Origin of the sequence: Streptomyces melanogenes, assembly GCF_014649795.1 — a bacterium.
Lineage (GTDB): Bacteria > Actinomycetota > Actinomycetes > Streptomycetales > Streptomycetaceae > Streptomyces > Streptomyces noboritoensis.
In genome coordinates this window covers 541254-559045 of the sequence record NZ_BMTS01000001.1, presented here as the reverse complement: position 1 = coordinate 559045, position 17792 = coordinate 541254, and the positions used below count along the sequence as shown (strand labels likewise).

The window sequence follows — 17792 nt, the reverse complement described above, 5'->3', positions numbered from 1 at the left end:
GAGGTCAACGGTTCCCTCGAATCAGTCCCCCTCTGATCCTCTCCGTGCCGCCGGATCACCCCGCCTTGACCAGCCGCCAGCACTGGTTCGCACCCCCGTTCGCGGGCCACTGGATCACCTGGGCGCCCATCACGAGCGACCCGCCGCTGACGTCCACCAGATGGCCGTCGAGCCGGGACTCCAGGGTGTAGCAGTCGCCTGCGCCGGGGGTCACCCGCCACTGCTGGTTGGTCCCGCCGGTGGCGGTCCACAGGTTCAGCTGGGTGCCCGGCACGACGCTCCGGCCGGGGACGTCGAGGGGTTTGCCGCTGGCCGCGCCGGTGACGGTGTAGTAGCCGTCGCCGGTCGAGGCGAGCTTCCACTGCTGGTTGGCGCCTCCGTTGCCAGGCCACTGGATGATCGGGGTGCCGTCGGCCGTGCCCTGCCCGGAGGCGTCAAGGAGCTGGCCGCTGTGGGCGTTGACCAGCTGGTACGTGCCGTCGAGCGGCGCCGTCGTACCGGGGGTGATGCTCAGGTTGGCGAACTGCGCGCCGTAGTACCCGGCGGTGCCGAGGCCGATCTGGCCCGCGCCGTAGCTGTTGTCGGTGACGGTGGCGAGGGTGGTCCCGTCGAGCTTCGCGGTGATGGTGGCGCCCTGGAAGGTAAGGGCCAGGGTGTGCCAGGTCTTCAGCCCGGGGGCCGTGACCGTACCGCTCGCCAGGGTGGTGGAGGACCAGGCCGTGTCGGTGCGCAGCAGCGACCAGACGCCGGTGTCCGCGACGCGCAGGTGGTAGGCGTTGAGGCCGTTGTTGTTGCGGCCCTGGGTGCCGACCCGGCCGAGCAGCTCGACCGCGCCCGCCTGTTCCAGCAGGGCGTCCGAGCGGACGGTGTAGTTGGTCCAGTTCACGTCACCCATCAGCGCGTACGGCTGCGGGGTGGACTCGTCGGTCCAGCGGATGGGTGTGGTCGGCGCCTGCTGGCGCAGACAGCGGCCGGTGCGCCCGCCCGCGCACGGCGCGGTCTCGAAGGCGCCGTTCATCGCGGCGAGGTACCGCGCCTCCTGCCCGGTGGCGGTCCCGGCCAGCGAGTCCGCGTACGGCAGAACGAGCGGGGTGCGCTGCGGGGAGGTGACGATGCCCGCGCCCTGGCCGGTCGTGGTGGTGACGGTGTAGAGGTGACCGGGCTGGAGGGTGAGCCGGTACGTTCCCGAGCTGGCGGTGAGGTCGGGCTCGGGCACCAGGTGTGCGGTGGCGCCGTTGCTGGAGAAGTCGGTGGACCACACGTGCAGGGCGCCGGCCGGGAGACCGCCCGCGACCTTCAGGGTGACGCTCTGGGCGGCGGTCGCGTCCATCGTCTCGAACACGGTGGACCAAGCGGCCTTGCCGGGCGCGGCATAGCTGACGTAGCTGCCGTTGGAGCGGTTGCCGCCGAGGTAGCCGGAGGCGGTGTCGAGGTACTGCCAGCCGGGGGCGGTGAACTGGGTGGTCTGCGCGGTCGCCCAGACGCTGCGGTCCACACTGTACGCGCCCGACCACGGCTGGTTGGCCGTGACCAGGCCCATGCTGTTGAACGAGAGGTTGGGGTAGAGCGCGGCCACCACCGGCCAGTTGATGAAGGCGGTCATCTTGGCGTCGAGATAGCCGCGGTTGATGGCCCGGGCCATCGGGACGGCGCCGGTCGCCGCGTCCTCGGAGCCGTTCTCGCTCGCCCAGAGCTGTTTGCCGGTGGCCAGCGCGTCCGGGGTGGTCGAGCAGCTGGTCATGGCGGACATGTAGCCGCACGGGTAGTGGGCGCCGACGATGTCCACGGCGGCGTTGAGCGCGCTGTCGGCGCGCATGGCGGTCGCGATCTGCCAGCCGTCGTCGGCGCCGACGACCTTGGTGGCGTACCCCTTGGCGGCGAGGGTGGCGTGCAGGTTCTTGTACCAGGCGGCGTTGAAGCCGCGCTCGTTCCAGCCTCCGAGGTAGTCGATGGTGAGGTTGTGCTGCTTGGCGCAGCCCAGCCAGGACATCAGGTAGTCGATCATGTCCTGGGACCAGAAGTTTCCGTTGCCCACCCAGCCGGGCGCTCCCCAGGAGAGTGCGGCGAGTTTGATGCCGGGGTTGCGGGCCTTGGCCTGCTCCATCAGCCACCACTCGTACCCGTTGGAGCAGTTGACGGTGGACCGGGTGTGCTCGATGGAGGATTCGGCGCCGTCGGTGGAGTTGGTGTCGCCGCCGATCTCGACCTTGAGGATCTGGAGGGCGGCGCCGTAGCCGGGTTTGAAGAGGTAGTCGAGGATCTGGGCGCGCTGCGGCTCGGGGTAGTCGAGCAGGAGTCGCGTGTTGCCGCCGCCTCCGCTGATCGCCCCGACGCCGTCGAAGACGCGGCCGGGGGAGGCGCCGTCGACGGTGAGGTCGGTGGTGACGGCAGCGGCCTCGGGAGCGGCGCGCGGCGCGGCGGCCGCCTGCGGGACGGTGGTCAGGGACAGACACAGCAGAAGCACGGCGAGCAGGGTGCGGTTAAGGGATCTCATCGTGGTGCGACCCTCTCTGGCGGGGAAGCAACTACATGCACGCACATTTTCGATCACAAGCGAACTCAAGTGAGCAGCAGCAAACACTAGGAAGGGGAGGGTGGGGCGTCAAGGCCCCACGCGTGCCTCGGTAGTTGTGTGTGACTTTGTGCGGATCGCGGGTGGGCGCGGGCATGCGAAGGGGCCCGCCGGTCGGCGGGCCCCGGGTGTACGCGTCGGTCTGCTCGGACCGTTGGCGTACGGCGCGTACCCCGTCAGGCGTCCGGGTCGCGCAGGCCGACGCAGTCGAAGGCCCAGAAGGTCTCCGAGTAGACGAAGGTGCCCGTCATCCACGGCTCGTGCGCGGCCAGTCGGACGACCTGGAACGCGGGGTCGGGGATGCGCAGCGACGGCGAGCGGAAGCCCAGCGGGCTCGCGGCCTCGAAGCCGCGCGTGCGGTAGTACAGCGGCGATCCCTCCAGGAACACCAACGGCACGCCCTGCTCGTCGGCCACCGCGAGGGCGTGCGCGATGAGGCGGGTGCCGATGCCCCGGCCCTGGGCGTCGGGGTGCACGCCGAGCGGCGACAGCGACATCACGTCCACGATCCGGCGCGGGGCGTCCAGGCGCGACGCGCTCAGCAGGACGTGCCCGACCACCCGACCGCCGAGGGTGGCGACGAAGGACATCGGGGCCAGCGGCGCCCGTGCGGTGCGCAGCGCCTCCACCAGGGCGGGCACCCGCTCCTCCCCGAAGGCGCGCATGTGCACCTCGCGTACCGCCGGGTGGTCCGCGTCCGTCTCGTCGCGGATCACCAACTCCTCGGCGGCGGAGGCGATCGGAGAACTCACCGTGGAACCGGCCGGGGAGCCGGTCAGAGCGCTCATGGGGGAGACCTCCCGCTGATCTTGTGATGTCATGGCCGCGAGCGTAGGCCGGGGGACGCCTCGCACGCACGGCAATTAGGGGTCAGGGTCGGGGATCGACCGGCGTGGATCACCGAGCCCTGCCCGCGGCCGAGCAACGCACCCCCGACCGCGCCTCCTTCCACCCTTCTCGCGATGGAGACACCTTGTCGCTGCGCATCACCGCCCTGACCGACCCCGACGAGAACACCGCCAGCCGCAGGCTCGCCTGGCTGGCGTCCGGGGCCGAGGGCGCTCCCGTCGGATCCGCCTTCCTGCGGCTGTTCACCCGGCCCGGGCAGGACCACCTCGCCGAACTCGATGTCCAGGTCCACCCGGCCGAGCGGCGCGGCGGCGTGGGCTCGCGGCTGCTCGAAGCGGCCGTGGAGGCGGCGCGCCGGGACGGCCGGCGCAGCGTGATCGCGCAGGCAGCGGCGGGCTCCCCCGGCGACGCGTTCCTCGCCGCACGCGGTTTCGGCAAGGTGCTGACCCTGACGTACACCCGGCTGGCGTTGGCCGACGCCGACCTCCCGGCCCTCGCCAAGGCCATCGAGACGCCGCACTCGGGCTACCGGCTGACGTCGTGGGAGGGGACGGTGCCCGACGAGCTCGCCGACACCTTCGTGGCCTCGCGCCGGGCCATGGACGACATGCCGATGGGCACCACCGACTTCGGCACCGTGGTGTGGGACCTAGACCGGGTGAAGGCGGCGGCCGCGGCCGTCGCCGGGCGCGGCGAGATCCTGCACACCGTCGCGGCCGTCGACGAGTCGGACGGCTCGGTCGTCGGCTTCACCGAGCTCGTGGTCCCGGGCGACGGCACCGGAGACGCCCAGCACTACGGCACCGCCGTCCTGCCCGAGCACCGCGGCCACGGCCTCGCCCTCTGGATGAAGGCCGCCTCCATCCACGAGGCCCGCACCCGCCACCCCCACCTCGCGGGCCTGCTGACCGACACCGCGGACAACAACCCGCACATGCGGCACGTCAACGACGCACTCGGCTATCTGCCGACGCACTCCGCGCACGAGTACCAGCTCGACCTGTAGGACTTGGCCGTACGGTCACGGCCGCCGAACCGGTGACGCGCGCGGGAGCCGCGTCACCGGTCGGCCCCGCCCTCCCAGTCCTCGGGGAACAGCGGCGCCGGTATCAGCGCCGCAAAGGCGAACTGGGCCATGAGCTGGAACGACAGCGGCTCGGGGAAGTTGAGCCCGAGGAGCAGTCCCACCCACGGCACCAACCCCATCGCCAGCAGGATCCGGAAGCGGACCACGTCCATGCGGCGATGCACCGACACCGCCAGAATCGCGACGAGCAGGGTCGGTATGCCGACGAACCCGAGCATCCCGGCAGCGAGATGCACCTTCTGGGAAGAACTGTCCTCCCAGTCGGCCTTCAGGATGACGGCCGTCCACGCCACGGTATGCAGTCCGACATACATCAGAACGCACAGCCCCATGCGCCCGAGCACCCGCCCGACCCGGCGTTCGGCCGTCCGGCCCGTCGACACCGCGATGCCCCCCATGCCACACCCTCCCCATTTTTGAACACGTTCAATGTCTTGAACGCGTTCAACATAGCTCATCGGCGGACGGTCCGCCGAGCCCGCCCCGTACACAGGCGGGCGCCGTACCCTGACTCCCCCGCGACAGCGCGCAGTGAGGTGAGGCGGATGAGCGGTTCGAACCGTCCGGGGGACGTTCTGGTCGTCGACGATGACGATGCGGTGCGCCGCTCGCTGGAGCGGGGGCTGCGGCTCAGTGGGTTTCGGGTGCGTACCGCCGACGGCGGACGGGCCGCGCTCGCCGCCGTCGAGGAGGCGCCGCCCGATGTGCTGGTGCTCGACGTCTCCATGCCGGGCATGAGCGGCATCGAGGTGTGTACGGCCCTGCGGGGCGCCGGGCACGATCTGCCCGTACTGATGCTGTCGGCGCTCGACGAGACCGCCGACCGCATCGCCGGGCTCCAGGCGGGCGGCGACGACTACCTGGTCAAGCCGTTCGCACTGCAGGAGCTGGTGCTGCGGCTGCGCGCGCTGCTGCGCCGCCGCCCGCCCGCCGGACACGACGTGGTCAGGGCCTGCGGCCTCGTCGTCGACCCGGCAGCGCGCACCGCACACCGCGACGGACGTCTCCTGGACCTCACCAGGCGCGAGTACGAACTCCTCGAAGTCCTCGCCCGCAACACCGGCCTCGTCCTCACCCGCGACCAACTCCTTGAACGGGTCTGGGGGTACGACGTCGACGTACGCACCGACGCGGTGGACACCTTCGTCAGCTATCTGCGCCGCAAACTGGAGGCGGACGGCGCTCCCCGGCTGCTCCACACCGTGCGCGGAGTGGGTTTCGTCCTGCGGGAGGGGCCGTGAGACTGTCCACCCGGATCGCCCTCGCGGTGGGCGTGGCCGTACCGATCCTCGTCCTGGCCTGCGGCTGGCTGCTGCTCACGCTCGTCGCCCGCGATCTGCACCGCGAGGAGGACAGCCATCTGCGGACCCGGGCCACCGCGATCGCCCACGACGCCCGCACACTACTGCGGGCCGCGGCCAACGACCAGGCCAACGCCGAGGCGAACCGGCAGCGCAAGCTCTTCAACGCGGCACTCGACGTGGGCGTACGGCTGACCGGGCCCGACGGCACGTTCAGCGGCGGGCCGCAGCCCGACGCGTCCGTCCCGCTGCCGAATATGAGCAAGGTGCCGGTGACCGTGCGGGGCGCGGGCCGCAGCTGGCGGGCGTACGCGCTGCCGGTCAAGGGGCCGCAGGTGTCCGGCACCCTGTGGGTGTTCGCGCCGGACACCGCCAACCGGGCCCAACTCGGCCTCGTACGACGGCGGACGGCGACCACCGCCCTGCTCGCCGCCCCGCTCTCCGCACTGCTGGCCTGGGCCGTCGCGAGCGGGGCGACCCGCCCGCTGCGCCGGCTGCGGCACAGCGCGGCGGGCCTCGATCCCCGTACGAGCGCGGTACGACTGGAGCACCGGCCGACCCGGGTCACCGAGGTCGACGACCTGGCCGCCACCCTGCAAACCGTCCTGGCCCGCTACGACGAACAGGCCGCCCGCACCGCACAGGCCCTGGACACCGCCCGCTCCTTCTCCGCGGCCGCCTCGCACGAGCTGCGCAACCCGCTGATGAGCATGGGCACCAACCTCGACGTCCTGGCCCTTCCCGGCATGCCGGAGACGGAACGTACCGCTGTCGTCGACGAGTTGCGGGCGGAGCACGCGCGGCTGCTCGGCATGCTGGTCGCGCTGCGGGAGCTGGGGCGCGGCGATCTGGTGGAACCGGACGCCTTCCGCGTGCTCGATGTCGCGGAGACCGCGGACGCGGCGGTCGCCGAGGCCCGGCGGCGGGCACCGGATGCCCGGATCACCCTGGACGCGGAGCCCGCGCCGGTGCACTGCTGGGAGCCCGGCATCCGGATCCTGCTCGACAACCTCATCGGCAACGCGCTCGCGCACGGCAGGGACGCGCGGGGCCGGGCCGAGGTCGCCGTGGCCGTGCGCCGGGCGGACGGGCAGGTGCTGATCACCGTGGACGACCGGGGCCCGGGCATCCCGCCCGACGCCCGCAAAGAGGAGGTGTTCCGACGCTTCCACCGGGGCCCCGGCAGCACCGGCTCCGGGCTCGGCCTCACGCTGGCCGCCCAGCAGGCGGCGCTGCACGGCGGGACCGTCGAACTGGGCGCAGGGCCCGGCGACGTGGGCACCCGCTGTACGGTACGACTGCCCTCGCGGGCCCCCTCCCAGAGCGGCGCGCTCCCCCTCCAGCGGGACTGGCTGACGCTCACGGCGGCCCGGTCACAGAGTTTCCACAAAGAGCCTTCCTAGCCTCCGGTCGTCAGCACCAACCCCGAGGCACCAGTCCTGTGGACCGGGAGGCACCCACCATGCAGAAACCCTTCTCGCCCCGCCGCCGGGCGGCAGCCGCCGCGCTGGCCGCGACGGCCGTACTGACCGTCACCGCCCCCAGCGCCTTCGCGGACGCCACCCCCTCCAAGCCCCCGCGCACCACGGCCAAGGCACCCACGACCGACGGCGCCAAAGCCGTCTGCAAGCGAGCGCCCAAGGTCGCGACGCGCCTCGACCACTCCCTCGACCGCCTCAACGGCGGTGTGACCACCGTGGGTTCGGTGGCCCGGCTGCAGCAGCGGGTGGACAACGCCAAGAAAGAGGGCCACACGGCGATCGAGACCTACCTCAACGACAAACTCACCCACCGCAAGGGATTGGTGACAACCCTTCAGCAACGCCAGAAGGACCTGAAGGACGTGGCCGCCTGGTGCAAGACGAACAACAACGGAACAAAGTGATGCGCACCCGCCACGCCCTGGCGACCGTGGCCCTGACCGCCGCACTGGCCACGGGCTGCTCCCACTCCCACCCCCGATCGGACTCACCCTCGGGCACGGAACAGCAGATGGAGCAGAAGGTCGGCGCGGCGGAGTCGGCAGCGGCGGACGCGGACGCGAAGGGGGACAAGTAGGGGGTGCGTGGACGGGGCCGCTCGCGACGGCCGACCGCCGCCGTTCGGCAGCCAACTCCTGCGAACATCCGCGAGCACCCCCTGCGGCTGCCCCGCCGCGCCCTAACGTCTGTTCCATGGACGGACAGTGGGCGGTGGTCGTCGGTGCGGGTCTTGGCGCCAGCGGTGCGGTCGTCGGCGCCCTCACCACCTGGGCGAGTGCCCGTGTTTCCGCACGCGGGCAGCTCGACGTGGCGCGTTTGCAGCTCGTCTCGCAGCAGGAGGCCGAGACGGTAGCCCGCAAACGCGCCGCGTACGCCGACCTGATCCTGTGCGTGGACACCGTCCGGCGCCAGATGCGGATCGTGCGCCAACACGTGCAGACACCCCGGGGCACCGACGACGACCTGGAGGCGGAGCGGGCGGCCGTGCACGACCGCATACGGGAGCTGCAGGCGGCCGAGTGGGTCCTGCGCCTCATGCTCGCCGAGGACGAACAGGCGGCGGTGACGGACCTGATCGACGCGATCTACACCTGCCACCTCGCGCTCATCGAGGACGTCGACGAATGGCTGGCGGGCAGCGAGCCGGACGGGGCGCGCGAACCGGCCGACACCCTGCGGTACCGGGAGACCACCGGCGCCCTGCAGGCCCAGATGCTGGACTTCGCGGGCAAGGTGCACGAGCGGCTCTACCGCCCGGGTGAGATCACCATCGGCGCATCGGCCCGGCCCGACGGCCGCCTGCCGAGGAACCGGGTTGCCCGGCCCCGGCGCCCCTGACAGAGTCTCCGCCATGCCCACCTTCTCCACATACGACGAAACAAAGCTCGCCTACCACGTATTCGGGGAAGGCCCCCCGCTGATCTGTCTGCCCGGCGGGCCGATGCAGGCCTCCGCCTACCTCGGGGAGCTCGGTGGTCTCTCCGCCCACCGGCAGTTGATCATGCTCGACCTGCGGGGAACCGGTGAGTCGGCGGTTCCGGCGGACACCGCCTCGTACCGCTGCGACCGGCTCGTCGGCGACGTCGAGGCGCTGCGCGAGCACCTGGGGCTCGACCGGGTGGACCTGCTCGCGCACTCCGCCGGGACGAACCTGGCCGTGCGGTACGCGGAGCGGCATCCCGAGCGCGTCGGCAGGCTCGCCCTGATCACGCCGAGCGTGGCGGCGCTCGGCATCGTGGTGGCGGGTGAGGTCCGGCGGGAGACGGCGCTGCTGCGGCGGGGGGAGCCGTGGTTCCCGGAGGCGTTCGCCGCGCTGGAGGCGATCTTCGGTGGGAAGGCGACGGCCGACTCGTGGTCGGCGGTCGCGCCGTTCTGGTACGGCCGCTGGGACGAGGCGGCGCGGGCCCACAAGGCCGCCGAGGACGGGCAGAAGAACGGGGAGGCCGCGGCGGCCTTCGGCGGCGAGGGCGCGTTCGACCCGGAGGCCACCCGGGCGGCGCTCGCGCGGCTCGGCTCGCCCGTCCTGCTGCTGGCCGGAGAGGTCGACCTCAATTCGCCGCCCGGCGCGATGGCCGAGGTGGCCGAGGTCTTCCCGCACGCCGAGCTGGTCGTTCAGCCGGGGGCCGGGCACTTCCCGTGGCTCGACGACGCCGACCGGTTCGTGGCTGCCACCAGCACGTTCCTGGGCTGACGCCGCCGGGCGAGGCCATCGGTGCCCGCTCCGCGAAGCGATGGACGCGGAGCGGGCACCGGGTGCCGGGGACGCAGCGGGAGGGGAACCCTGCGTCCCCGGCACGCACGCGGCCGTACCGACGGACAGGCCCGGCCGCTTCGAAGCCCTGCCGTCAGCATCGCAGGCACCCCCGCCCGCCGACAGTGAACCGCCAGCCACAATCGCTCCCCCGGTGGCGCACAAAGGGGCGGAGAACGATCTCGTGTACGCACACTCGATCATGCCCGGTGGCAACGATTTGATCGCGAAACCTGACGCACGCATTCCCCCCGGCCGCGCCACGGCGTTGAACCGGGCATGGACAGGGACGCTGCACAGGGCCCGGAAACCGCGCACCGGGCCGAACTGACCGGGGCCTACTGGCTGTCCACACCAGCCCGCCCGGGACTCGACTGCGAATGGTGCACCCGGCTGCGCGAGGCGGACCGGGGCGCCTCACCGCGCGGCGGCGCCTCGGGCACGGGGTGGGAGAGCAACCGCATGAGCCCCGCGCGGGCGGCCATGATGAGCCTGGCGCTGGTGACCATCGTCCTCGCGATGGCGATGACCGCCGCGCACCTCTGACGGGCCGGGCCTACGCCGTGGGCCCGCGCCAGAAGGACTCCGGCAGCGCTTCGACTTCGAGGGCCGCCTGGCGCAGGTCGGCCGCGACGGGCGCCAGCGCCGTGTAGACGGGGTCGCCGCCGGCCGCCATGCGGTCGATCACTTCGGCGTTCGTACGGGCCCGCCGGGCCACGACGGCCCCGAACGCCGACCGGTCGCCTTCGTAGCCGTACGCGTCGAGGAACAGATGGAGGCGGCGCGACCGGTCGTCGAAGTCCGTGAACCCGGTGCGCCGGGCGAACCGGCGGGCGTGCAGCGGCACCCAGGTCAGCACCGTGAACGCCAGGTCGAACTCGCGCGACGAGGGCCCCGCCGTGTCCCAGTCGAAGAACCCGGCAAGCTCTCCGTCGCGCCACACCGCGTTCCACGGGGCGGCGTCGTGGTGGCCGATGACCAGGCCGGGCCGCCAGGTCTGCCCGGCCAGCCAGCGCGCGCCGGGCGGCGGCACGAACGTCTCCGTGGCGTCGTGCAGCCGCCGCGCCCACCGGCCGACGCTCACCAGCGCGGCGTCCGAGTACACCCAGCCGGGCCAGGGAAGCTCCTCCCCAGCCGTCTCCCCCGCGAGATGCGTCAGGATCTCGCGGCCCTGATCGTCCGTGCCGAGCGCCCGGGGCGCGCCCTCGAACCCCCCGGCTTCCAGGTGCCGCAGCACCGCGTGCACGGCGGGTGTCCAGGGCTGGGCGGCCCGGTGGACGGCGTCACCGATGCGTACCGCGCCGACCGTCCGGCCCCCGGGCAACCGCTCTTCTTCCATGCTCTCGTTGTATCCCACCGCCGGGACCGGCGCACCGGAGTTTCACGGCGCCCCGGCAGCGGCTCAGGAGTAGAAGTTGCGCGGCCACCGGTGCTCGGCCAGCACGGCGAGCTGGTCGGCGGTGAGCGGACGGCCGTCGCTGAGGGCGGTATTGCGCTCGACGTTGCGTACCGTACGCATGCCGGGGATGACGGTGGAGACGGCCGGCGAACTCAGCACGAACCGCAGCGCGTTCTCCGCGATCTCGTCGGGCGCGATGCCGAGGTCGGCGACGATGGCGGCCACTCGCCGCTCGACCTGCGCGGGGCGGTCGCCCCGGAAGTAGCGGCTGCGGAAGTCCCCTTCGGGGAAGGTGGTTCCGGCGGTGATCCGGCCGGTGAGCCCGCCCTCGTCCAGCGCGACCCGGACGATGACGCCCACGCCGTGCTCCTCGCAGGCGGGCAGCAGCTCGTCGGCGGGCGACTGGTCGAAGATGTTGTAGATGACCTGCACGCTGTCCACGGCACCGCTGCGGACGAGCGCGAGCGCGGTGTCGGGCCGGTGGTCGTTGATCGAGACGCCGAACAGCCGGATCTTCCCCTCCCGCTTCAGCTCGGCGACCGTCTCCAGCCAGTCCCCTCGGCCGACCCACTCGTCGTTCCAGACGTGGAACTGGAGTACGTCGAAGTGCTCAAGCCCGCTGGCGCGCAGACTGGTCTCCAGGCTCGCGCGAATGTGCGCACCGGGGAACGCCTCGGCGGGGTCCAGGCCGTCGGGCGCGGGCCATATCCGGTTCTTCGGCGGCACTTTGGTGGCGACCAGCACCTGGTCACCGGCCCGCTCACGCACCACCTGGCCGACGATGCGCTCGCTCTCGCCGTAGCCGCGCGCCGTATCGATGAAGTTCACCCCGAGGTCGATGGCCCGGTGCAGCGCGCGTACGGACTCGTCCTCCGAAGCACCCACCCAGCCGGAGGCGCCGATGCCCCAGGCGCCGTAACCGATCTCGGACACGGACAATCCACTGCGTCCCAGCTCGCGGTAGCGCACCATCATCCTCCACGTCGTGGTTCCCGAACTGGCCGAGCCGCGGCTTCGGCCAGGGATCGGATCGACGATAGGCGAGTCGGAGGGAAGGGGCAGGTGGGTTTTCACAACGCCCGCTCGACACCCCGTCTGCGTCTACTCCTTCAACCGCTCCCACCGCGAAATACGTTTGGCAGCGGGAGCACGGTTGCGTAGCGTCGCGCTCGTGACTTCCACCCCGGCTTGCACCCCGACGTTGCGTACCGAGCGTCTGCTCCTTGAGCGGTACACCCCCGAGGACGAGGAGGGTTTCGTCGCCTTGTTCCAGGACACCAGGGTGTCCCAGTGGATGGGGGACGGGACTGCCTCCGAAGCGGACGACCGGGCGCTGTTCGGGCGGATCTTCACGAAGGTGTACGCGGAGGAGCGGTTCGATGTCTGGGCCGTTCGCCGGGGCGGGCGGCTGGTCGGGCACGCCGAGATCAAGCCCACCGAAGAGGTGGACGGACACGAGATCATCTACGCGCTGGCCCCCGAGGTGTGGGGTTCCGGCCTCGGTCTGGAGGTGGCGCGGGCGATCGTCGCCCACGGCTTCGACACCCTCAAGCTGACCGAGGTGCACGCCACCGTGGCCGAGCCGAACACGGCGTCGCTGGCGGTGCTGGACAAGATGGGTTTCGAGCACGTCCGGGACATCACGGAGGACGACGGCAGTACGACCCGGGTCCTGACCTGCTCTCAGAGCCGCGCGGGCACGGCCACCTGAGCGGTTTCGGACGTACGCGGCCCGGTGCGCCCCGCCATACGGCAGCCGACGCAGTCGGGGTGACCGTCCCGGGCCGCCACGTCACGCGCCCGCCAGTGCTGCTGCCCCGGCGGGCGCGGCCCGGACGCCTTGCCCCACCCCGCCAGATGCAGCGTCCACGTGGCGAAGGCGGCCAACGCGATGACCGCACCCCCCAGCCACACCCCGGCCGTCGAACCGGCCACGAGCCCCGCGCCGGTGACGACGCTGCCGAGCACCCCCACCCCCGTACCGGTCCAACCGGCAACGGTGTGGCCCATGTCGTGGTCGCCGTGTAACCCCATGCCGTCTCCTCGGAGCCGCGCGATAGAATGCCTTACTGGCTAAGTAGCTTAGATCGTAAGGGGATTTCGCGGTGGAAGGCAAGGAGCGTCCGGCGGCGACACCGGAGCAGGCGCTGTACGCGATGGACCGGATGATCGCGCTGGCGCACTTCGGACAGCAGGACATCGCGGCGCGGCTCGGCCTCAACGTCACCGATCTCACCTGTCTCGGCTTCCTGATCGAGGCCTCCCTGGCCGGGGAGTCGCTCGCCGCGGGCGACCTCGCGGAACGGGCCCGTCTGACGACCGGCGGGATCACCGGCGTGCTCAACCGGCTCGAAAAGGCCAACTACGCCCACCGGCAGGCCGATCCGGAGGACCGCCGCCGGGTGCGCGTGGTCATGGACGAGTCCGCGCAGGCCCGCATCCTGGCGGTATACGGCCCGTTCTACGAGCGCCTCGGCGCCCTCTTCGCGGACTACGGCCCGGAGGAAGTCGCCGTACTTGCCGACTGGTTCACGCGCGCGAAGGGCCTCATGCAGGAGTCGCTCGACGAGATCCGCGGCGGTGACGACACGGCCCGGAAGTGATCCCGGCAATGGCGTGAACCCCGCGTTGCCCGCGCCGGGGTGCGGGTACCCGGGCGCTCCCGTGACGAGAGGGAAGGGACCGCCGATGAGGGCTGTGACGTGGCAGGGCGAGCGGAACGTCCGGGTGGAGACCGTGCCGGACCCGGTGATCCGGGAACGCACCGACGCGATCGTGCGCGTCACCTCCACCGGACTGTGCGACTTCGACCTCCGGCTGTACGAACGGCACGACACACTCGCCCCGTTCATGAAACCGGGCGACGTCCTCGGCCACGAGGCCATCGGGATCGTCGAGGAAACCGGCTCCGAGGTGACGGAGCTGAAGCCGGGCGACCGGGTCGTCGTGCCGTTCCACCTCTCCTGCGGGCACTGCTGGATGTGCTCGGCGGGCCTGCCCGCGCAGTGCCGCACCACTCACGACCCGGGCCGCGACACCGGGGCGGCGCTCATCGGCCACGGCGAGCTGTACGGGGCGGTGCCGGGTGCGCAGGCGGAGTATCTGCGGGTGCCGCAGGCCCAGTTCGGGCCGATCCGGGTGCCCGAGGGGCCGCAGGACGACCGTTTCGTGTACCTCTCCGACGTGCTGCCGAGCGCCTGGCAGGCGGTCCGGTACGCGGACATCCCGCCGGCCGGTACGGTCGCGGTGCTCGGCCTCGGCCCCCTCGGCGACATGGCCTGCCGGATCGCCCTGCAACGCGGCGCCTCCCACGCCATCGGCGTCGACGTGGTGCCCGAGCGGCTGGCGCGGGCGCGCAAACGGGGCGTGGAGGTGTTCGACCCGGGTGACTACGAGAGTCAGGACGAGCTGATCGCCGCGATCGGCACCCATACGTTCGGCCGGGGCCCCGACTCGGTGATCGACGCCGTGGGCACCGAGGCCCATGACGGCCTGCTCGCCCGACTCGCCTTGGCCCAGCAGGGTTCGGAGCCGCGGGGCCGGGTCGCGCGGCGCACCTACGGGACCGGCCCCGACCGGACGGCCGCCCTCCGCCTGGCGGTCGCCCTGGTCCGCCGGGGCGGCACCATCTCGCTGGGCGGCGACTACGGCGGGGTGGCCGACCCCCTGCCGCTGATGACGCTGTCCGACAAACACGTCCAGCTGCGCACGGGCCGGACCAACGTCAACCGCTGGAGCGACGACATCATGTCGTTCCTCGCCGACGACGACCCGCTCGGCGTGGACGACTTCGCCACGCACCACTTCCCGCTGGAGCAGGCGCCGCACGCGTACGACATCTTCGCGCGCGGGGCCGACGGCGCCGTCAAGATCCTGCTGCGGCCCTGACTAGGCTGTCCCCCCGTTGATCGGCAGTTCAGATGTGCAGACGGGGGCGGGGCGGTATGAGTGTCGTAGCGGCGGAGCGGTCGCGGGAAGGCGTACGCGGCGGGAGCCGGGCGCTCAACTCCGCGATGTGGGCCCTGCTCATACCCGGCGGCACAGCCCTGGGCGCCGGAATCGGTCAGTACGCGACCTGGCTGGGCGTGATCGTCGCGCTCGGTTTCACGGCCCTCGCCGCCTGTCTGATCGGCGGCAGCTGGCACCGCGCCGGAGCCGCCACGCTCGCCTCGGTCAGCTGCTTCGCGCTCATGCTGTTCGCCGGGCCCGCGATGTACGAGGTGTACATGAAGACGGCCGGGGACCCGGTTCCGGCGGTGGTCACCCAGGTAGTCGACGAGCACAACCGGCGTGGCCCGGACATGTTCTGCACGGTCACCGAGACCGGCGGTGACCACACCGTGCACAGGGTGTCCCAGCAGCAGAACTGCTTCGGGCAGGCCGCGGTCGGCGACCGCGTCGAGATCCGCAAGGACCCGCTCGGCCTGCTGAAGCCGCGCCTTCCGGACAGCCCGGACCAGGAGAACACCACGGAGATCACCGTGGCGATCACCCTGGGCCTGCTGCTGCTCACGGCCGCCACCACCTTCTACGCGGGGCTGCGGCGCCGCGACGGATAGGCGCTCAGCCGCGCGGGCGGACGTGCAGCCCGAGCCCGCTCGTCCCCGGCGCCTCCACGCCCGGCAGCAGGCGCATGTCGCGCCCGTAGTCGCCGCCGACGAGCGTGCGGTACGGGACCGGCTCGTCGGTGAAGAGCCCGTCCAGGCGCTGCCCGTACGCCAGTTTCGCCGCCGCGAACTCCTCCTCGGACACCTCGTTCGCGTCGTACATCACGAACGGATCCAGCGGTGCCATGCCGGTGAACCAGAACAGGCCGTGCTGCAACGGGTGGAGGACGTCCGCGAGCTCCCCGTGGATACCGCGGTCGGAGAACGCCGACGCCCGCGCACCGGCCGTCACCGACACCAGCGCGCGCCGCCCGCCCAGGGGGTCCTCGCTGTACGGCGGGGGCAGCGCGGGACCGTATCCGAACCCGCTGGTGAACACCCGCTCGATCCAGCCCTTCAGGATCGCGGGCGTCGAGAACCACCACATCGGGAACTGCAGGATCACCGCGTCCGACCAGCGCACCTTCTCCTGCTCGGCCGCGATGTCCGGCGCCAACCGGCCCGCCAGCGTGGCCCGTTCGGAGGCGTTCATCACGTCCAGCCGCCGGTCCCCGGGGTGGTCGGGGAAGTCGTCGGCGTCCAGCACCGCCTTCCACTTCATCGCGTACAGGTCGGACACCCGCACCTCGTGCCCGGCCGCGCGCAGATGGTCGGCGGCGAAGGCGGTCAGACCGGCGTTGAGCGAGCGGGGTTCGGGGTGGGCGCTGACGAGGAGGATCTTCTTCGGCTGCGGGTCCTGCGCGGTGGTGTCGTTCATGCCGCCAACCCTCTCTCCGTTGCGGCCGGGCAGCCAGCACCCGGTTCGACCGGCGGACCGGCGTTCCTGGTACTGGCAGGGCCACGCATACTTGAGCGTATGAACGGCGTGGAATCCACAGAGCGCACCGACGACGGTATCGGCCGGATCGACGGTGTCGGAGACACCCACCGCGCCCTCGGCGCCTTTCTGCGCGCCCGCCGGGGCCGGGTCACCCCGGAGAACGTCGGCCTCGCCGGTGGGCGGCGGCGGCGCGTGCGCGGTCTTCGCCGCGAGGAGCTGGCCCAGCTCGCCGGGATCAGTGTGGACTACTACGTACGCCTCGAACAGGGCCGTGCCACCCAGCCGTCGCCCGAGGTGCTGGACGCGCTGGCCCGGGCGCTCGGCCTGGACACCGCCGAGCGCAGACACCTCGCCACGCTGGCCGCCGCCCGGCGCGGACCCGCGCCCCGGGCCCGGGTCAGCCCGCTGCTGCAACGCGTCCTGGACTCCATGGCCCAGCTGCCCGCGTTCGCGACGGACCACCGCCTCGACGTGGTGGCCTGGAACGGCCTCGGCGCCGAGCTCGTCGGCGGTCTGGCCGCCCCGGCCCGCCGCGACCCCAACAACGCGCGCTACCTCTTCCTCGACCCGGCCTCCCGTGTGGTGCACCCCGAGTGGCGGGACCGCGCAGCCGAGGCCGTCGGGCAGCTGAGGGTGGCGGCGGGCAACTACCCCGACGATGCCGAACTGACCGCACTCATCACCGAACTGTCCGCCCACAGCGCCGAGTTCCGCGAGATCTGGGCGACCGGCGAGATCGTGATGTGCGCGGCGGGCCGCAAACAACTGCGGCACCCGGTCGCCGGGCTCCTCACCCTGGACTTCGAGACACTCCACGTACCGGCGGCTCCGGGCGAAACGGGCCTGGTGGTCCACGTGTTCAGCGCCGAGGAGAACACTCCCGAGGCCAAGACCCTCGCCGAACTGGCCGCTGCCGTGGCGGACGCGTAGCAACGCTCGCACCCACCCGGGCCCGGTGGGTCACCAGAAGAACCATCCCGGCGTCGCGGTGTAGTCCTGCGGGATGTAGTCGCACGCGCCTTCCGTGAACCCTGTCGCCGCCTGCTGCGCGGCCAACGCTTCGCCGTGGGCGTCGACCCCGTCCGCCGCGATCAGAAGGGCGGCGACGACCACCAGCCATACGACGGGGAGCGCCCTGCCCGGCGCCCGCCGGGACTGCATCATCACACCGCCCGCCACCGCGGCCACCCCGGCCGCCAGCACCAGACCCAGGGCCGTAAGCGTCAGGTGATCGAGGGTCGGTGAGGCGTGGCACAGGAGGTACCGGCGTGCGGGCACGAACCTCGGTGTGCGCTCGACGAGCGCGGCGACGCCCAGCAGCGCGCCCACACCCACCACGTGTTCCGCCCGCAACCCCGGCCACGCGGTGCCCCCGCGTCGCCCGCCCCGCTGTTCGGCCGTCTCCGCCGTCATCCTGTCCCCCGT

21 protein-coding genes are annotated in these 17792 nt (G+C 72.2%); 13 read left to right on the top strand and 8 right to left on the bottom strand.

Annotated elements, in window-relative coordinates; genetic code table 11:
• Positions 1–55: 55 nt before the first annotated feature.
• Entirely contained in the window at positions 56–2494 is a 2439-nt protein-coding gene (locus IE252_RS02505; RefSeq protein ID WP_190087542.1) for an RICIN domain-containing protein, read from the bottom strand.
• A gap of 254 nt (positions 2495–2748) precedes the next feature.
• Positions 2749–3393, bottom strand: a complete 645-nt coding sequence (locus IE252_RS02500; protein ID WP_308434511.1) for a GNAT family N-acetyltransferase — start codon at positions 3391–3393, stop codon at positions 2749–2751.
• Positions 3394–3545: 152 nt separating this feature from the next.
• On the opposite strand from IE252_RS02500, the gene IE252_RS02495 reads away from it, so the two are divergent.
• The gene (locus IE252_RS02495; RefSeq protein WP_190087837.1) at positions 3546–4427 is read left to right on the top strand and encodes a GNAT family N-acetyltransferase; all 882 of its coding nucleotides are present in this window, start codon (positions 3546–3548) and stop codon (positions 4425–4427) included.
• Between the two features lie 53 nt (positions 4428–4480).
• Here IE252_RS02495 and IE252_RS02490 read toward each other — a convergent pair whose 3' ends face one another.
• The gene (locus IE252_RS02490) at positions 4481–4966 is read right to left on the bottom strand and encodes a hypothetical protein (protein ID WP_190087541.1); all 486 of its coding nucleotides are present in this window, start codon (positions 4964–4966) and stop codon (positions 4481–4483) included.
• An 87-nt stretch (positions 4967–5053) separates the two neighbouring features.
• Here IE252_RS02490 and IE252_RS02485 point away from each other — a divergent pair, with 87 nt between their 5' ends.
• The 7 genes from IE252_RS02485 (at position 5054) to IE252_RS02455 (ending at position 10087) form a co-directional block, all read left to right on the top strand.
• Positions 5054–5749 (top strand): response regulator transcription factor, encoded by a 696-nt coding sequence (locus IE252_RS02485; protein WP_190087540.1) that lies wholly within the window; start codon positions 5054–5056, stop codon positions 5747–5749.
• Positions 5746–7212 (top strand): sensor histidine kinase, encoded by a 1467-nt coding sequence (locus tag IE252_RS02480; protein WP_190087539.1) that lies wholly within the window; start codon positions 5746–5748, stop codon positions 7210–7212. The genes IE252_RS02485 and IE252_RS02480 overlap by 4 nt, the downstream gene beginning before the upstream one ends.
• A gap of 59 nt (positions 7213–7271) precedes the next feature.
• Positions 7272–7694 carry a hypothetical protein gene (locus IE252_RS02475; protein WP_190087538.1) on the top strand — a complete coding sequence of 141 codons (423 nt, stop codon included), beginning with the start codon at positions 7272–7274 and terminating at the stop codon, positions 7692–7694.
• On the top strand, positions 7694–7867 hold the full coding sequence (locus tag IE252_RS02470; protein ID WP_190087537.1) for a hypothetical protein: 174 nt from the start codon (positions 7694–7696) through the stop codon (positions 7865–7867). Before IE252_RS02475 ends, IE252_RS02470 begins: the two co-directional genes overlap by 1 nt.
• Before the next feature lie 116 nt (positions 7868–7983).
• The gene (locus IE252_RS02465) at positions 7984–8628 is read left to right on the top strand and encodes a hypothetical protein (RefSeq protein WP_190087536.1); all 645 of its coding nucleotides are present in this window, start codon (positions 7984–7986) and stop codon (positions 8626–8628) included.
• A 13-nt stretch (positions 8629–8641) separates the two neighbouring features.
• A complete protein-coding gene (locus IE252_RS02460; protein WP_190087535.1) occupies positions 8642–9481 on the top strand; it encodes an alpha/beta fold hydrolase in 840 nt (279 codons plus the stop codon).
• A gap of 339 nt (positions 9482–9820) precedes the next feature.
• Positions 9821–10087, top strand: coding sequence for a hypothetical protein (locus IE252_RS02455; protein ID WP_190087534.1), 267 nt, complete (start codon positions 9821–9823; stop codon positions 10085–10087).
• A gap of 10 nt (positions 10088–10097) precedes the next feature.
• On the opposite strand, the gene IE252_RS02450 is transcribed toward IE252_RS02455, so the two are convergent.
• Together IE252_RS02450 and IE252_RS02445 are read right to left on the bottom strand one after the other, a co-directional pair.
• Positions 10098–10880 (bottom strand): phosphotransferase, encoded by a 783-nt coding sequence (locus IE252_RS02450; protein ID WP_190087533.1) that lies wholly within the window; start codon positions 10878–10880, stop codon positions 10098–10100.
• 63 nt (positions 10881–10943) lie between these two features.
• Positions 10944–11909, bottom strand: coding sequence for an aldo/keto reductase (locus tag IE252_RS02445; RefSeq protein ID WP_190087836.1), 966 nt, complete (start codon positions 11907–11909; stop codon positions 10944–10946).
• Positions 11910–12111: 202 nt separating this feature from the next.
• Here IE252_RS02445 and IE252_RS02440 point away from each other — a divergent pair, with 202 nt between their 5' ends.
• Entirely contained in the window at positions 12112–12651 is a 540-nt protein-coding gene (locus IE252_RS02440) for a GNAT family N-acetyltransferase (RefSeq protein WP_229847867.1), read from the top strand.
• On the opposite strand, the gene IE252_RS02435 is transcribed toward IE252_RS02440, so the two are convergent.
• Positions 12624–12974 carry an HGxxPAAW family protein gene (locus tag IE252_RS02435; protein WP_190087532.1) on the bottom strand — a complete coding sequence of 117 codons (351 nt, stop codon included), beginning with the start codon at positions 12972–12974 and terminating at the stop codon, positions 12624–12626. The genes IE252_RS02440 and IE252_RS02435 overlap by 28 nt on opposite strands.
• Positions 12975–13045: 71 nt before the next feature.
• On the opposite strand from IE252_RS02435, the gene IE252_RS02430 reads away from it, so the two are divergent.
• The 3 genes from IE252_RS02430 (at position 13046) to IE252_RS02420 (ending at position 15499) form a co-directional block, all read left to right on the top strand.
• Positions 13046–13543 (top strand): MarR family winged helix-turn-helix transcriptional regulator, encoded by a 498-nt coding sequence (locus IE252_RS02430; protein WP_190087531.1) that lies wholly within the window; start codon positions 13046–13048, stop codon positions 13541–13543.
• An 85-nt stretch (positions 13544–13628) separates the two neighbouring features.
• Positions 13629–14828, top strand: a complete 1200-nt coding sequence (locus IE252_RS02425; RefSeq protein WP_190087530.1) for an alcohol dehydrogenase catalytic domain-containing protein — start codon at positions 13629–13631, stop codon at positions 14826–14828.
• A 56-nt stretch (positions 14829–14884) separates the two neighbouring features.
• On the top strand, positions 14885–15499 hold the full coding sequence (locus IE252_RS02420; protein WP_190087529.1) for a hypothetical protein: 615 nt from the start codon (positions 14885–14887) through the stop codon (positions 15497–15499).
• Positions 15500–15503: 4 nt separating this feature from the next.
• On the opposite strand, the gene IE252_RS02415 is transcribed toward IE252_RS02420, so the two are convergent.
• On the bottom strand, positions 15504–16304 hold the full coding sequence (locus IE252_RS02415; RefSeq protein WP_190087528.1) for an NAD(P)H-dependent oxidoreductase: 801 nt from the start codon (positions 16302–16304) through the stop codon (positions 15504–15506).
• Positions 16305–16403: 99 nt separating this feature from the next.
• Between IE252_RS02415 and IE252_RS02410 the strand changes: the two genes are divergently transcribed.
• On the top strand, positions 16404–17297 hold the full coding sequence (locus tag IE252_RS02410) for a helix-turn-helix transcriptional regulator (protein WP_190087527.1): 894 nt from the start codon (positions 16404–16406) through the stop codon (positions 17295–17297).
• Between the two features lie 30 nt (positions 17298–17327).
• Here the strand turns inward: IE252_RS02410 and IE252_RS02405 are convergent, their stop codons facing one another.
• Positions 17328–17780 carry a hypothetical protein gene (locus IE252_RS02405; RefSeq protein ID WP_190087526.1) on the bottom strand — a complete coding sequence of 151 codons (453 nt, stop codon included), beginning with the start codon at positions 17778–17780 and terminating at the stop codon, positions 17328–17330.
• Positions 17781–17792: the final 12 nt, after the last annotated feature.

Coding starts and splice junctions, on each gene's coding strand:
- IE252_RS02505 (WP_190087542.1), bottom strand. CDS start 2,494: ATGAGATCCCTTAACCGCACCCTGCTCGCCGTGCTTCTGCTGTGTCTG.
- IE252_RS02500 (WP_308434511.1), bottom strand. CDS start 3,393: ATGACATCACAAGATCAGCGGGAGGTCTCCCCCATGAGCGCTCTGACC.
- IE252_RS02490 (WP_190087541.1), bottom strand. CDS start 4,966: ATGAGCTATGTTGAACGCGTTCAAGACATTGAACGTGTTCAAAAATGG.
- IE252_RS02485 (WP_190087540.1), top strand. CDS start 5,054: ATGAGCGGTTCGAACCGTCCGGGGGACGTTCTGGTCGTCGACGATGAC.
- IE252_RS02475 (WP_190087538.1), top strand. CDS start 7,272: ATGCAGAAACCCTTCTCGCCCCGCCGCCGGGCGGCAGCCGCCGCGCTG.
- IE252_RS02470 (WP_190087537.1), top strand. CDS start 7,694: ATGCGCACCCGCCACGCCCTGGCGACCGTGGCCCTGACCGCCGCACTG.
- IE252_RS02465 (WP_190087536.1), top strand. CDS start 7,984: ATGGACGGACAGTGGGCGGTGGTCGTCGGTGCGGGTCTTGGCGCCAGC.
- IE252_RS02460 (WP_190087535.1), top strand. CDS start 8,642: ATGCCCACCTTCTCCACATACGACGAAACAAAGCTCGCCTACCACGTA.
- IE252_RS02455 (WP_190087534.1), top strand. CDS start 9,821: ATGGACAGGGACGCTGCACAGGGCCCGGAAACCGCGCACCGGGCCGAA.
- IE252_RS02450 (WP_190087533.1), bottom strand. CDS start 10,880: ATGGAAGAAGAGCGGTTGCCCGGGGGCCGGACGGTCGGCGCGGTACGC.
- IE252_RS02435 (WP_190087532.1), bottom strand. CDS start 12,974: ATGGGGTTACACGGCGACCACGACATGGGCCACACCGTTGCCGGTTGG.
- IE252_RS02425 (WP_190087530.1), top strand. CDS start 13,629: ATGAGGGCTGTGACGTGGCAGGGCGAGCGGAACGTCCGGGTGGAGACC.
- IE252_RS02420 (WP_190087529.1), top strand. CDS start 14,885: ATGAGTGTCGTAGCGGCGGAGCGGTCGCGGGAAGGCGTACGCGGCGGG.
- IE252_RS02415 (WP_190087528.1), bottom strand. CDS start 16,304: ATGAACGACACCACCGCGCAGGACCCGCAGCCGAAGAAGATCCTCCTC.
- IE252_RS02410 (WP_190087527.1), top strand. CDS start 16,404: ATGAACGGCGTGGAATCCACAGAGCGCACCGACGACGGTATCGGCCGG.
- IE252_RS02405 (WP_190087526.1), bottom strand. CDS start 17,780: ATGACGGCGGAGACGGCCGAACAGCGGGGCGGGCGACGCGGGGGCACC.